At 67.4% G+C, this 14,668-nt stretch carries 11 protein-coding genes; 6 read left to right on the top strand and 5 right to left on the bottom strand.

The window, feature by feature from the left end; translation table 11 throughout:
* The first annotated feature begins 2 nt into the window (after positions 1–2).
* From ACP3TD_RS17125 to ACP3TD_RS17115, 3 genes are read left to right on the top strand one after another with little or no spacing between them, the layout of a single operon-like run.
* The gene (locus ACP3TD_RS17125; RefSeq protein ID WP_426764173.1) at positions 3–2,843 is read left to right on the top strand and encodes a molybdopterin-dependent oxidoreductase; all 2,841 of its coding nucleotides are present in this window, start codon (positions 3–5) and stop codon (positions 2,841–2,843) included.
* A 54-nt stretch (positions 2,844–2,897) separates the two neighbouring features.
* Positions 2,898–3,878 carry an aldo/keto reductase gene (locus ACP3TD_RS17120; protein ID WP_426764172.1) on the top strand — a complete coding sequence of 327 codons (981 nt, stop codon included), beginning with the start codon at positions 2,898–2,900 and terminating at the stop codon, positions 3,876–3,878.
* Positions 3,879–3,904: 26 nt separating this feature from the next.
* Positions 3,905–4,546: a uracil-DNA glycosylase gene (locus ACP3TD_RS17115; protein ID WP_426764171.1), complete on the top strand. Its 642-nt coding sequence runs from the start codon at positions 3,905–3,907 to the stop codon at positions 4,544–4,546.
* Here ACP3TD_RS17115 and nboR read toward each other — a convergent pair.
* The gene (nboR, locus tag ACP3TD_RS17110) at positions 4,535–5,200 is read right to left on the bottom strand and encodes a nicotine blue oxidoreductase (RefSeq protein WP_426764170.1); all 666 of its coding nucleotides are present in this window, start codon (positions 5,198–5,200) and stop codon (positions 4,535–4,537) included. The two genes, ACP3TD_RS17115 and nboR, sit on opposite strands and share 12 nt — an antisense overlap.
* Positions 5,201–5,285: 85 nt before the next feature.
* Complete coding sequence (gene aceE / locus ACP3TD_RS17105) at positions 5,286–8,027, bottom strand: pyruvate dehydrogenase (acetyl-transferring), homodimeric type (RefSeq protein ID WP_426764169.1); 2,742 nt, start codon at positions 8,025–8,027, stop codon at positions 5,286–5,288.
* A 330-nt stretch (positions 8,028–8,357) separates the two neighbouring features.
* Here aceE and ACP3TD_RS17100 point away from each other — a divergent pair, with 330 nt between their 5' ends.
* The 3 genes from ACP3TD_RS17100 to ACP3TD_RS17090 are packed head-to-tail and all read left to right on the top strand — an operon-like array spanning position 8,358 to position 11,540.
* Positions 8,358–9,926, top strand: coding sequence for an NCS1 family nucleobase:cation symporter-1 (locus tag ACP3TD_RS17100; protein ID WP_426764168.1), 1,569 nt, complete (start codon positions 8,358–8,360; stop codon positions 9,924–9,926).
* Positions 9,927–9,977: 51 nt separating this feature from the next.
* Positions 9,978–10,736, top strand: coding sequence for an aspartate/glutamate racemase family protein (locus ACP3TD_RS17095; protein ID WP_426764167.1), 759 nt, complete (start codon positions 9,978–9,980; stop codon positions 10,734–10,736).
* 48 nt (positions 10,737–10,784) lie between these two features.
* A complete protein-coding gene (locus ACP3TD_RS17090) occupies positions 10,785–11,540 on the top strand; it encodes an SDR family oxidoreductase (RefSeq protein ID WP_426764166.1) in 756 nt (251 codons plus the stop codon).
* A gap of 12 nt (positions 11,541–11,552) precedes the next feature.
* Here ACP3TD_RS17090 and ACP3TD_RS17085 read toward each other — a convergent pair whose 3' ends face one another.
* The 3 genes from ACP3TD_RS17085 to ACP3TD_RS17075 are packed head-to-tail and all read right to left on the bottom strand — an operon-like array spanning position 11,553 to position 14,627.
* Positions 11,553–11,930 carry a sterol carrier family protein gene (locus tag ACP3TD_RS17085; RefSeq protein WP_426764165.1) on the bottom strand — a complete coding sequence of 126 codons (378 nt, stop codon included), beginning with the start codon at positions 11,928–11,930 and terminating at the stop codon, positions 11,553–11,555.
* 46 nt (positions 11,931–11,976) lie between these two features.
* On the bottom strand, positions 11,977–12,993 hold the full coding sequence (locus tag ACP3TD_RS17080; protein ID WP_426764164.1) for an asparaginase: 1,017 nt from the start codon (positions 12,991–12,993) through the stop codon (positions 11,977–11,979).
* A 47-nt stretch (positions 12,994–13,040) separates the two neighbouring features.
* Positions 13,041–14,627 carry a molybdopterin-dependent oxidoreductase gene (locus ACP3TD_RS17075; RefSeq protein WP_426764163.1) on the bottom strand — a complete coding sequence of 529 codons (1,587 nt, stop codon included), beginning with the start codon at positions 14,625–14,627 and terminating at the stop codon, positions 13,041–13,043.
* Positions 14,628–14,668: the final 41 nt, after the last annotated feature.

Below are 14,668 nucleotides of genomic sequence, written 5' to 3'. Positions count from 1 at the left end.
CCATGGCCATCAACATCAACGGCGCACCGGCCGAGACGGATCCACGCCCGGGCCAGTGCCTCCGGACCTTCCTCCGGGAACAGGGAAACCTCGGCGTCAAGAAGGGCTGCGACGGCGGCGACTGCGGTGCCTGCACCGTCCACGTTGACGGCACACCGGTCCACAGCTGCATCTACCCCGCCGTCCGCGCCGACGGGCGCGCCGTCACCACCATAGAGGGACTGGCCGCCGCGTCCGGCGACGGTCCCGGCCTGCACCCCGTGCAGCAGCAGTTCATGGAGCGGCAGGGCTTCCAGTGCGGCTTCTGCACCGCCGGCATGGTGATGACAGCCGCCACGTTCGACGACGAACAAAAGGACAACCTGCCCCGCAACCTCAAGGGCAACCTCTGCCGCTGCACGGGCTACCGCGCCATTGCTGACGCCGTCTGCGGCCACGCCGGGCACCCGGATCCGCAGGGGCAGGGCTCGGGTATCGCCGGGGCAAGCCAGCCGGACCCGGAACCCGGCCAGCTCGGCGACGACGTCCCCGCGCCCGCCAGCCGTGCGGTGGTCACCGGCTCGGCCCGTTACACCCTGGACATCCCGCAGGAGGTGCAGCAGGCCCTGCTGCACCTGAAGCTCCTCCGCTCACCGCACGCCCACGCGCGGGTGGTGTCCATCGACAAGGACGCTGCCCTCCGGATCCCCGGCGTGGTGGCCGTCTTCACCCCTGACGACGCCCCGGAGCAGCTTTTCTCCACCGCCCAGCACGAACTCTTCACCGACGATCCGGACGATACCCGCGTGCTGGATGACGTGGTCCGGTTCATCGGGCAGCGCGTGGCCGCCGTCGTCGCCGAATCCGTAGCTGCCGCCGAGGCAGGCGTGCGGGCGCTGAAGGTCAGCTACGAAGAACTGCCCGCCGTCTTCACGCCGCAGGATGCCCTGCGGCCCGGCGCCCCGCTGGTGCACGGCGACAAGGACGGCGCCACCGCCCGGATCTCCCGGCCGGACCGCAACGTGGTGGCGGAGCTGCATACCGAACTGGGAAGCGTGGCCACTGGCTTCGCGGAAGCAGACTTCATCCACGAACAGACCTACCAAACCCAGCGGGTTCAGCATGTGGCGCTCGAAACCCACGCGGCCATCGCCTCCGTTGATGCCGACGGCCGGCTCCAGGTCCGCACCTCCAGCCAGGTCCCGTTCCTGGTCCGGCGAACCCTGTGCCGGGTGTTCGGGCTGGAGGAGGACAAAGTGCATGTGGTGGCAGGCAGGGTTGGCGGTGGCTTCGGTGGCAAGCAGGAAGTCCTCACCGAGGACCTCGTGGCGCTCGCGGCCCTGAAGCTGAAGCGGCCCGTGCAGCTGGAGCTCACCCGCACCGAACAGTTCACCGCCACCACAACGCGGCATCCGTTCACCATCGAGCTCAAGGCCGGGGCCAGCAAGGACGGCCACCTCACCGCCCTGGAGCTGGACGTGCTCACCAACACCGGTGCCTACGGAAACCACGGCCCCGGCGTCATGTTCCACGGATGCGGCGAATCCCTGGCCGTGTACAAGTGCGACAACAAAAAAGTGGACGCCCGCGCCATGTACACCCACACGGTCCCGGCCGGGGCGTTCCGCGGATACGGGCTGAGCCAGATGATTTTCGCGGTGGAGTCCGCCATGGACGAACTCGCCGCCGGCATCGGCATGGATCCGTACGAGTTCCGCCGCCGGAACATGGTGCGCGAAGGCGACCACATGCTGTCCACCCACCCGGAACCCGAGGAGGACGTGCACTACGGCAGCTACGGGCTGGACCAATGCCTGGACCTGGTGCGCGGCGCCCTGGACCGCGGCCTGGAACGGTACCGGGCCGCCGGCTTGGACCGGCTGGGACCGGACTGGATGACCGGCGAGGGCACCGCACTGTCCATGATCGACACCGTACCGCCGCGCGGACACTTCGCCCACTCGCGGATGCGGCTCCTGGCCGACGGAACGTACCAGGCCGACGTCGGCACGGCGGAGTTCGGCAACGGCACCACCACCGTCCACGCCCAGCTTGCCGCGACCGCGCTGTCCACGGAGGCCGCCCGGGTGGCGGTGCGGCAGTCCGACACGGACCTGGTAGAGCACGATACCGGCGCGTTCGGCTCGGCCGGCACGGTGGTGGCCGGAAAAGCCACGCTTGCTGCGGCCGAGGAACTGGCTGTCCGCATCCGGGCCTTTGCCGCGGGCATCCGGCAGACCCAGGCCTCCGCCTGCGTCCTCGACGGAGACACTGTGGTGGTGGACGGGACGCCCGTGGCACTGTCGGAACTGGCGCAGGCAGCTGAGGAGGCCGGCGTCGAACTCGCTGCCGAGGGCCGCTGGGGCGGAACGCCGAGGTCCGTGGCGTTCAACGTGCACGGCTTCCGCGTGGCGGTGAACCGGAACACCGGCGAACTGAGGATCCTGCAGAGCGTGCAGGCGGCCGACGCCGGCGTGGTGGTGAATCCCCGGCAGTGCCGCGGCCAGATCGAGGGCGGCATTGCCCAGGCCATTGGTGCGGCGCTGTACGAGGAAGTGGTGGTGGATAGCGCCGGCAAGGTCACCACGGACATCCTGCGGCAGTACCACATCCCCACCTTCGCGGACGTGCCGCGGAGCGAGGTGTACTTTGCCGATACCAACGACAAGCTGGGCCCGCTCGGTGCCAAGTCCATGAGCGAAAGCCCGTTCAACCCGGTGGCACCGGCGCTGGCCAATGCCATCCGGAACGCCACCGGAGTGCGGTTCGCGTCGCTGCCCATTGCCCGGGACCGGATCTACCTGGGGATGAAGGAGGCCGGGTTGGTGTCCGCGGACCACGTCCATTCCCAGCCGGTGCGTTGAACCGGCGGGCCGTAAAATTCCGGTGGCTGCCGGGCTGCCCCCTATAGTCGGGGGATGGAACAACGGATTTTAGGCAGGACCGGACGGAACGTCTCCATCGTGGGGCTGGGCACCTGGCAGCTTGGCGCGGACTGGGGCAACGTGAACCCGGCCGCGGCCCAGTCCATCCTGGCGGCGTCCGCCGAGGCCGGTGTCACCTTCTTCGACACCGCTGACGTGTACGGCGACGGCAAGAGCGAACAGGCCATCGGCAAGTTCCTGGCAGACAACCCCGGGCTGGACATCACCGTGGGCACCAAGATGGGCCGCCGGATGGACCAGCGCCCTGAAAATTACACGCTGGCCAACTTCCGCCAGTGGGTTGACCGCTCGCGGAAGAACCTGGGAACGGACGCCCTGGACCTGGTCCAGCTGCACTGCCCGCCCACGCCGGTGTTCAGCAGCAACGAGGTCTACGACGCCCTGGACACCCTGGTGTCCGAAGGCGCCATCCGCAACTATGGCGTCAGCGTGGAGCGGACGGACGAAGCCCTGGAAGCCATCCGGCGCCCGGGAACGGCCTCGGTCCAGATCATCCTGAACGCTTTCCGGCTCAAGCCCCTGGACGAGGTCCTGCCCGCCGCGAAGGCAGCGGGCGTGGGGATCATCGCCCGCGTCCCCCTTGCTTCAGGGCTGCTGTCCGGGAAATACACCAAGGACACCACGTTCGCGGACAACGACCACCGGAACTACAACCGCGACGGCGGCTCCTTCGATGTGGGGGAGACCTTCTCCGGGGTGGACTACCAGCTCGGCCTGAAGGCTGTGGCCGAGTTCGAACAACTGGTTCCCGCCGGCGCCACCACCGCCCAGGCCGCCATCGCCTGGATCGCCGCACAGGACGGCGTCACCACGGTGATACCCGGTGCCCGCAACGTGGACCAGGCCGTGGCGAACGCTGCCGCCGCTGACGTGGCTGTCACCGATGAATTCGGCGAAGGTGTCCGCTGGATCTACGACCACTATTTCCGCGAGGCCATCCACCCGCGCTGGTAGCCGTGATTCCAGGTCCGGACAGTTCCATGCGGCCCGCGGACAGCGTCGACGCGTTCATTGGCGCGCTCGCTGCCGTGGAGCCCGGTGCTGACTCGACCAACTTCTTTGACCACACAGTCCCGGAAAATGCGCTGCGCCGGAACAACCTGAAGCTTTATTTGCAGGAGATGCTGGAACGCCGGCCACCGATCCTGCTGGTGGGCGAGGCGCCGGGCTTCCGGGGCATGCGGATTACCGGCGTGCCCTTCACCAACCGCACCATCTTCGAGGGACCGGCCAACAGCTTTGGGCTGTTCGGGCCCGGCAAGGGATACGTCCTGCCGCCCGAGGCTGCGGGGGTTGCGGCGGAACCCACGGCAACTGTGATGTGGGAGGTCCTGGCCGAACTCGGCGTCCTGCCGCTGCTGTGGAGCGCTTTCCCGTGGCATCCGCACATGCCGGGGCAGCCGCTGACCAACCGCACGCCGCGGCCGTCCGAAGCGGCCCTCGGCACCCCGTTCTGGCAGGCACTGGCGGAGCTGTTTGCTGTCCGCACCATAGTGGCCGTGGGTAACGTGGCACACCGCAGCCTGCTCCGTAGCGGACTGGATGCGCCCAAGATCCGGCACCCCGCCCACGGCGGCCGGGCCGGCTTCAAGGGCGGGTTGGAGCAGCTGCTACTGAAGTAAGCCCAGCTGGTCCGGCGTGTCGATGTCCTCGCCGGTGGACTGGTCGCTGCAATCCACCTCATCCACCATCCCGGGGTTGGCGCGGAGGAAGCCCCGTGCCCCGGCGTCACCGGTCACCGTTGTGGCAACAGCCGAACGCAAAGACGCGTCGATGAGGAGTGGATGGCCGCGCTGGAGTTGGCTGCGCTGGAGTTGGCCGGGCTTGAGATGGTTGCGTGGACTGCCGTCAGGGAGATCCCGAGGGCGGTACGCGGCGGCGGTGACCCGGCCCGGGCGGTGGGCGGCGAGCAGCCGCGCCACCGTTTCCGGGGTGAGTCCGGGCTGGTCTACGAGGGCCACCAGCAGGTGGTCCGCCGGATCTGCGGTCCCTTCACCGAGCAAGAAGGAACTGCCCATGCCGGACTGCCAGTCCGGATTGGCGGCAACCCGGCAACGGCCCAGATCGGCCGCCTCGACAACCTCCGCAGCACCCGCGCCGAGGACCACAACCACGTCACGGCAGCCGCCATCGAAGAGTGCTCCGGCGATGGCCTCAACCAGCGGCCGCCCGCGGTAGGGCAGCAGCGCCTTCGGCCCGAGGCCCAGGCGGGTGCCCGCTCCGGCCGCAAGGACGACGCCCGTGGTGCGCCGCTTCCGCTCGCTAGCTGTTGTCATACCTGCACCCTAGTCATAAAGGCGGCCGGAGCAGTTCCCTCGACAACTGTCCCAGCCGCCTGGATGACCTTCAGGCACTGCCTTGTCAGGCGTCGCCGCCCACACCGCCAGTAGTGCCGGCGTTGACGTCCAGGAGCTTGTACCGGTCCATGGCGTACGACGGCGCGTCCGCCTCCACATCACCCCTTGCCGCGAGCAGCTGGAGCACTTTGACCACGATGGAGTGGGTGTCGTTTTTGAAGTAGCGGCGGGCTGCTGCGCGGGTGTCGGAGAAGCCGAAGCCGTCTGCGCCGAGGGTGGCGTATTCGTTGGGGACGAATTGGCGGATCTGGTCGGGGACGGCTTTCATGTAGTCGGAGACGGCGACGACGGGGCCGGTGGCGCCTTCGAGTTGTTGGGTGACGAACGGGACCCGGGCGGGTTGTTCGGGGTTGAGGAAGGCTTCTTCTTCGGCGGCGAGGCCGTCGCGTCGGAGTTCGTTCCAGGAGGTGACGGACCAGACGTCGGCGGAGACGGACCAGTCTTCGGCGAGGATGCGCTGGGCTTCGAGGGCCCAGGGCACTGACACGCCGGACGCCAGGATCTGCGCCTTAGGTCCTTCAACTCCCGACGCCGAGACCCGGTGGATACCACCCAGGACACCCTGCACATCCAGGTTTTCCGGTTCCGCCGGCTGGACAATCGGCTCGTTGTACACCGTGAGGTAATACATCAGGTTCCGGTCATCCGAGTCCGGCCCGTACATGCGTTCGAGGCCGTCGCGGATGATGTGGCCCATTTCGTAGCCGTAGGCGGGGTCGTAGGTGACCACTGCCGGGTTCGTTGATGCCAGGAGGGGGGAGTGTCCGTCGGCGTGCTGGAGGCCTTCGCCGGTGAGGGTGGTCCGTCCTGCGGTGGCGCCGATGATGAAGCCGCGGGTCATTTGGTCTGCTGCTGCCCAGAAGGCGTCGCCGGTGCGTTGGAAGCCGAACATGGAGTAGAACACGTAGACCGGGACCAGGGGTACGCCGTGGGTGGCGTAGGCGGTGCCGGCGGCGGTGAAGGCTGCCACGGCGCCGGCTTCGTTGATGCCGGGGTGGATGAGCTGGCCGGCGGGGGATTCCTTGTAGGCCAGGACGAGGTCGCGGTCCACGGAGAGGTAGTTCTGGCCCTTGGGGTTGTAGATCTTCGCCGTCGGGAAGAACGCATCCATGCCGAACGTGCGGGATTCGTCCGGCACGATGGGCACAATCCGGTTCCCGAACTTCTTGTCGCGGAGGAGGTCCTTGAGCAGGCGCACGAAGGCCATGGTGGTGGCCGCCTGCTGCTTCCCCGAGCCGCGCCTGGCCGCATCGTAGGACTTGGCTTCCGGCAGCTCGACGGCCTCATGCTGTGAACGGCGTTCCGGAACCGACCCGCCAAGGGCCCTGCGGCGTTCGTGGAGGTAGGCGATTTCGGGTGCATCGGCACCCGGGTGGTAATAGGGAGGGCGATATGGATCGGCGTCCAGTTGCTCGTCCGACACAGGGATGCGGAGGTAGTCCCGGAAGTCCTTGAGGTCCTCCACCGTCAGCTTCTTCATTTGATGCGTGGCATTCCGGCCTTCAAACCTGGGTCCGAGTCCGTAGCCTTTGACGGTTTTGGCGAGGATGACGGTGGGTTTGCCCTTGAATTCGGTGGCGGCTTTGTAGGCTGCGTAGACCTTGCGGTAGTCGTGGCCACCGCGTTTGAGGTTCCAGATCTGGTCATCGGTGAGGTCCGCGACCATGTCTTTGGTGGCGGGGTCCTTGCCGAAGAAGTGTTCGCGGACGAACCCGCCGGATTCGGCCTTGTAGGTCTGGTAGTCCCCGTCGGGGGTTTCGTTCATGATCTTCACCAGGGACCCGTTGGTGTCCTGGGTGAGGAGGTCATCCCATTCCCGGCCCCAGACGACCTTGATCACGTTCCAGCCCGCGCCGCGGAAGAACGCTTCGAGTTCCTGCATGATCTTCCCGTTGCCCCGGACCGGCCCGTCGAGGCGCTGGAGGTTGCAGTTGATCACGAAGTTCAGGTTGTCCAGGTTCTCGTTCGCGGCGAGCTGGAGCAGGCCGCGGGACTCGGGCTCGTCCATCTCCCCGTCGCCCAGGAACGCCCAGACCTGCTGGTCGGAGGTGTCTTTCAGTCCGCGGTTGTGCAGGTACCGGTTGGACTGGGCCTGGTAGATCGCGTTCATCGGGCCGATACCCATGGACACGGTGGGGAATTCCCAGAAGTCCGGCATCAGGCGCGGGTGCGGGTAGGAGGACAGGGCGTGGCCCTGCCGGGACTTTTCCTGCCGGAACCCGTCCAGGTCCTCTTCGGTGAGGCGGCCTTCCATGAACGCGCGGGCGTACATGCCGGGGGAGGCGTGACCCTGGAAGAAGACCTGGTCCCCGCCGCCGGGAGCGTCCTTGCCGCGGAAGAAGTGGTTGAAGCCGACCTCGTACAGGGTCGCAGCACCGGCGTAGGTGGAGATGTGCCCGCCCACCCCGATCTCGGGCCGCTGCGCCCGGTGCACCATGACCGCGGCGTTCCACCGCATGTACGCCCGGTACCGGCGCTCGTACTCCTCATTGCCCGGGAACGGTGCTTCCTGGTCCACGGGGATCGTGTTCACGTAATCGGTGGTGGTCACCATCGGCACCCCGACACTCTGCGCGCCCGCACGCTGCAGCAGGCTCCGCATAATGTACTGGGCACGCTCGGTACCCTGTTCCCGGATCAACGCATCCAGGGACTCAACCCACTCCGCAGTCTCTTCCGGATCACGATCAGGCAGCTGGTCAGTCAACCCGCTGAGGATATGGGAGGTATCTTCTCCTGCAGCCACGGGAGCCTCTTTTCATCTTCGAATGGCCCATGTTTTCGTATTGTGAGAAAACATTTCTGTATGACGAGATTATCTGCGAGGTAAGGGTCGGGTCAATGCGGCCGCCTGCCACTTCCGCCTATGGCCGCAGTCGGGGCCTTCCCAACCATTTATGACTGTTCTGGGGCGTGGCACTGCCTTGACGGTACGTGACCCAGGTCATACGCTGGTTTTCACTATTCAATATCTCGATTCCGCAGAGTGGAATAACAGAAACGACGGGGACCAGCAGTACTGACTCCCATCGTCGGACTCACCACCCCGGAAGCCCCAATGAATTGAGACAACCTTATGAAGACCCCTCCTCCGGCGGGCGTTGACGCGGCCCAGGAGCTGACAACGCCGTCAGTTGCTCCCACCCATCCGTCCGTCAGCGTTGACGACCTGTGCGAAGCAGCAAGCGCAGCATCAGGCAAGAACATCAGCCCCACCCTGTACAACGTGGACCTTGCCCCCACCAAGCGTGAAGGCCGCAGCTGGACCAGCTACAGCATCTTCACGCTGTGGGCCAACGACGTTCACAGCCTCGGAAACTACGCTTTCGCCATTGGCCTGTTCGCCCTCGGCCTCGGCGGCTGGCAGATACTCCTGGCCCTGGGCATCGGAGCGGCGCTGCTGTTCGGACTGCTGACCCTCTCAGGCTTCATGGGCGTTAAGACCGGCGTTCCCTTCCCGGTGATGAGCCGGATCAGCTTCGGCATCAGGGGAGCCCAGATCGCCAGCCTCCTCCGCGGCGCCGTCGCAGTGGCCTGGTTCGGCATCCAGACGTACCTCGCCTCCGTCGTGTTCCGCGTAATGCTCGTGGCCATGTTCCCCGCATTGGCCGACCTGGACAAGGACTCCATCCTGGGGCTGTCCACCCTTGGCTGGGCCGCATTCCTGGTCCTGTGGGTGGTGCAGCTGGTGATCGTGAGCTTTGGGATGGAGATGATCCGCAAGTACGAAGCCTTCGCCGGCCCCGTCATCCTGGCCACCATGGCAGCCATGGCCATCTGGATCTTCATGGAAGCGGGCGGGTCAATCGCCTGGTCATCGAACAACGCCCTGGAAGGGCTGGACATGTGGCGGACCATCTTCGCCGGCGGCGCCCTCTGGGTATCCATCTACGGCACGTTCGTTCTGAATTTCTGCGACTTCACCCGCTCCGCCGTCTCCAAGAACGCCGTGGTGCGGGGAAACTTCTGGGGCATCCCCATCAACATGCTGCTCTTCGGAGCCATCGTGGTGGTCATGGCCGGCGGCCAGTTCAAGATCAACGGCACCATCATCCAGAGCCCGTCGGACATCGTCCAGACCATCCCGAACACGCTCTTCCTGGTCCTGGCCTGCCTGGCCCTGCTGATCCTCACCATTGCCGTCAACCTGATGGCCAACTTCGTTGCCCCCGTTTACGCCCTGACTAACCTGTTCCCCAAGCGGCTCAACTTCCGCCGGGCCGCCGTCGTCAGCGCCGTCATCGGCCTGGTGATCCTGCCCTGGAACCTCTACAACAACCCCCTGGTCATCCTGTACTTCCTGGGCGGCCTCGGTGCGCTGCTCGGCCCGCTGTTCGGTGTGGTCATGGCCGACTACTGGCTGATCCGCCGCGGCAAGGTCAACGTCCCCGAGCTCTACACTGCTTCACCCGACGGCGCTTACTTCTACCGCAACGGCGTCAACCCGCGGGCCCTCACCGCCATGGTGCCGGCCGCCGCCGTGGCCCTGTGCATCGCCTTCGTTCCGGCGCTGGCCGCCGTGGCGCCCTTCGCCTGGTTCTTCGCGGCCAGCATCGCCGCAGTGGTGTACTACTTCGCTGCCGACCGGACACAACGGCTGGAAGACCGCGACGGCGAGTCCATCGCCGTCGCCAGCACCCACTGACCAGGGTCCACCCACCGCCGCCCACCGCCGCAGCCCCGCAAAGGAAACACCATGCGCATCCTCGTTGCCAACGTCAACACCACCGAGTCCATGACCGAATCCATCGCCGCCTCTGCCCGTGCGGTTGCCGCGCCGGGTACGGAGATCGTGGGCATCACGCCCCGCTTCGGCGCCGATTCCTGTGAGGGGAACTTCGAAAGCTACCTGGCGGCCATCGCCGTTATGGACGCGGTAACGTCCTACCCGGAGCCGTTCGATGCGGTGGTCCAGGCCGGCTACGGCGAGCACGGCCGGGAAGGACTGCAGGAACTCCTGGACGTCCCGGTAGTGGACATTACCGAGGCCGCGGCCAGCACTGCCATGTTCCTGGGCCACAAGTACTCCGTGGTGACCACCTTGGACCGCGCCGTACCGCTCATCGAGGACCGGCTCAAGCTCGCCGGCCTGGACGCCCGTTGCGCCTCGGTCCGGGCGAGCGGAATGGCGGTACTGGAACTTGAGGAAGAGCCTGAGCGGGCCGTGGAGGCAATCGTCAGCGAGGCCATGCGGGCCGTCACCCAGGACAAAGCGGAGGTGATCGTCCTGGGCTGCGGCGGGATGGCCGGGCTGGACGAACAGATCCGGCAGCGCGCAGGAGTTCCCGTGGTGGACGGTGTGGCCTCGGCCGTCACCATTGCGGAGTCGCTGGTGCGTATGCGGCTGTCCACCTCCAAGATCCGGACTTACGCTGCGCCCCGGCCCAAGACCGTCATAGGCTGGCCGCTGAACAGCGCCGGAACGGCGGCACAGCTGCAGAACACACGTCCGTAGGACCCTGCTGCGGGACAACCAGCCGTAGAACGAGGAGCACACGTGAGAATGTCCCACTCCGAAGGACGGGTGGCCGTGGTCACCGGCGCCGGCTCCGGCATCGGTCGGGAGGTGGCACGCCAGATGCTGGCCGACGGGTACCGGGTAGTCCTGGCGGGCCGGCGGGAGTCTCCGCTCAAGGAAACCGCGGCGGACCATCCCGGCGCGTTCGTGGTGGCATGCGACGTCTCCCGGCCGGACGACGTCGAACGCCTCTTCTCGGCCGCCCTTCAGCGGTGGGGCCGCGTGGACGTCCTGTTCAACAATGCCGGCGTGTTTGGCCCGGCCGCGAGCGTGGACGAGATCAGCGTGGACGACTGGAACGCCACCGTGGCCGTAAACCTGACCGGGTCCATGCTGTGCGCTGCGGCCGCGGTGCGGGCCATGAAGGCCCAGGAACCGCAGGGGGGCCGGATCATCAACAACGGGTCCATCGCGGCCCACTCGCCCCGGCCGCGGACCGTCGCCTACACGGTGACCAAACACGCCATGACGGGCCTGACCAAGAGCATCGAACTGGACGGACGCGGGTTCGGGATCACCTGCGGGCAGATCGATATCGGCAACACCGCCACGGAGATTATGGACACCATCGGCGTGGGCTCCGGTGCGCTGCAGGCCGATGGGACCCGCCGGGTGGAACCGACCTTTCCGGTGGCGGACGCGGCCCGTGCGGTGCTGATGATGGCCAACATGCCGGCGTCGGCCAGCGTGGGCTCCGTGGTGGTGACGGCTGCGGGTATGCCCTTCATCGGCCGCGGCTGAACCGGCCCAGGCCTAGAGCGGCAGGAGTCCCGACAGGTCTGCGCGGAGCCCGGACGCGGCCACCTTGCCAGCCCCGACAGCGTCCGCCCAGGCGAGCCCGCCGGTGGCCATCGCAAGCCACGTGGCGGCGTCGCACTCTATGACGTTCGGCGGTGTGCCGCGGGTGTGGCGCGGCCCTTCAACGCATTGGGTGACGCCGAAGGGCGGCACCCGGACCTCCACGGAGTTGCCCGGCGCGCGGGCGGTGACTTCCTCCAGGGTGTAGCGCACGGCAGTGGCCAGGACATTCCGCGGGAGGGGGGCGTCCGACGGCGACCGGGCCGCTTCCAGCCACGCGTCCAGGGCCGCTTTGCCTTCCTTCACGTCGACGCGGCGGCGGGCGGTTGCCATGGTTCCATCCTTAGTTCCGGTGGCGGTTGGATCAGTGCGGGGTTGGTCAGTCCAGGAGAGCGGAAACCGCGGGGCCCAGGCGGATCCTGCCCACGGGGCGGCCGCCGCCCAGCACGGGGTCCACCACTTTTTCAAGGACGCTGGCCACGACCGGGATTTCCACGGCGCCGGCCGCGGCCAGCAGCGTCAGCGCCACCAGGGATGTGGCACGAAGGTTCCCGTCGAGGATCTTGACGGCCACCGAGACACCCTGCGGTGTGGCCATGGCGAGCACGCCCTCGGCGCCGATCTTGGCAATGACCTCCAGCTCATCCATCACCAAGGTGTTGGCCTCGCCCCGGCCCTGCACCGCCCACGGGTAATCGAGCATGGACGTGGCAATCGTGGCGGCGCGGGCGTTGGAGGTTTGGTCGCCGGGGGCCTTGGCCAGGAGGGAGTACCCCCGGGCCAGGCCCTTGAGGGACAGCGCCGCCACTGGGGCTCCGCAGCCGTCGATCCCCAGGTGCGCGATTTTCTCGCCGGTGTATTCCTCGATGACGCTCCGCACGCGCTGCTGCAGCGGGTGGTTCGGCTCAAGGTAGCTGTGCGTATCCCAGCCGTTTTCGGTGCAGGCCCAGAGGAACGCGGCGTGCTTGCCGGAACAGTTGAAGGCCAGCCGGGATTTGCCCTTCTCGGAGCGGACCAGCCAGTTCCGCGCGGTTTCGTCCTGCGGCCATGCTTCGGGGCACTGCAGCTGGTCCTCCCGCACCCCGGCGGCTTTCAGCATTCCCGCCACCACGTCCATGTGGTCCAGTGAGCCCGTGTGGCTGCCACAGGCAACGGCCACCTGGGCTCCCCGCAGCGGGACGCCGGACTGCATGGAGGCCAGGGCCTGGAACGGTTTGAGGGCCGACCGCGCGTAGATGGGGGTGTTGATGTCGCCGAGCTCCGTCACCACGGATCCGTCAGCGGAAAGAAGGACAGCCGAGCCGATGTGCCGGGACTCCACGAAGCCGCTGCGTTCTATCACGGCCAGTTCGACGGCGGAGTCCACGGTAAAGGTGGCGTGGGGATTGTGCGGCATGCTGCCAGTCTAGGGGGAACCCCCGGGCGGGACGGGCCGACGCGGCGTCACTCCACCGTGACCATCAAGGACTGCCAGCCCGAGGCGCCGTCCGGGACGGGGTCCGCGCGTTGCTCCGTCTGCACCTCGCCCGTGCCGTCCGTGGCGCGGACCTTGATGTAGTGGGGGCCCGGCGTGGCGTCCCACTCGTAGGACCACTGCCGCCAGGTCACCAGCGATGCCTCGGTGGACAGTGTGGCCTCCGCCCAGTCCGCGTTGTCGATCTGGATTTCCACTTTGGTGATGCCCCGGGTCTGGGCCCAGGCGGTGCCGCCCACGGCAACCTTCCCGGCGGGGACCTTGGCGAAGGACTTGGGCACGTCCACCCGCGCCATGGTCTTGATGGGTCCGCGTTCGGACCAGCCGCGCTCGGTCCAGTACGCCTTGCTGTCCGCGAACCGGGTGACTTCCAGGTCCACCACCCACTTGGTGGCGGAGACGAACCCGTACAGGCCCGGCACCACCATCCGCACCGGGTAGCCGTGCTCCAGGGGCAGTGGCTCGCCGTTCATGCCGATCGCCAGCATGGCGTCCCGGCCGTCCTGTAGTACTTCCAGGGGCGTGGACGCACTGAAGCCGTCGATGGAGGTGGAAAGGACCATGTCAGCTCCCTCCTTGGGCTTGGCCCGCTTCAGCACTTCCCGGAGCGGCAGTCCCAGCCACTTGGCGTTGCCCGCCAGGTTCCCGCCCACCGGGTTTGAGACGCAGGTGAGCGTCACGTGCGATTCGATGAGGTCGGCGTCGAGCAGGTCCTGGAACGTCAGGCGCACCTCTTCCTCCACCAGGCCGTGGACCCGCAGCTCCCAGTCGTCGGCATTGATCTCGGGAACGCTCAGGGCAGTGTCGATCCGGTAGAAATCGTTGTTGGGGGTCACCCACGGCGGCGCACCGTCCACGGGCGACTGGACGCCGGCGGGAATGGCAGGGGCAGCCGTGGCTGGTGCGGGGAGCTGGAGCGCGTCGCGTGCCTTGGCGATATTGCTGCGTGCGGCACCGAGCAGCCGGCCTCCCGTGGCTGCGACGCCGGCCGCAACGGCGGTGATTCCGGCCGCGGCGAAGAACCTCCGGCGGCTGCTGCCCTCGCTCCCAACCCGTACATAGGCGTCGTCCGCCAGGTCTGCCGGCGCCTCGGGCCAGGCCTTCAGGGCCTGCACCCGGTTCACCAGGAATCGGAGCACCGCCACACCCGCGAAGGTCCCGAGGACCGCGGGGATGGCATCAACGGCCGAAACACCCGCCCGCGTCACCACGCACGCCACGATCACCGCGCCCATGAACAGGACGCCCAGGACGCCCAACGCCCACTTTCGGTACGCCACGACACCCAGGACACAGGCCAGGACAGTGATGGTCAGGCCCATGCCGACGAACAGGGCCGCCTTGTCGTTGGTGCCGAACGTGGCGATGGCGAAGTCCTTCAGCCACCCCGGGGTGAAATCAATGAAGGTGGAGCCAAGCGCAAAGAGCGGTGTGGCGCGGGCGGTGAAGAACGCGCCGAGCAGCTCCGCCACGGCAAGTACGACGGCGGCAGCCACCACACCTGCCAGCGCAGCCAGGGGAGCGGGTCCAGTGAGGCGGTTCCGTAGCGTTGTCATGGCAGGTGTTCGGAGCGGAACAGCCCCGCGGATGGCAGCGG

This window comes from Pseudarthrobacter sp. 1G09 (genome assembly GCF_050038305.1).
GTDB classification, from domain to species: Bacteria; Actinomycetota; Actinomycetes; order Actinomycetales; family Micrococcaceae; genus Arthrobacter; species Arthrobacter equi.
The sequence above is the reverse complement of the archived record's forward strand: the minus strand, read 5'-3'. Positions and strand labels throughout refer to the sequence as shown.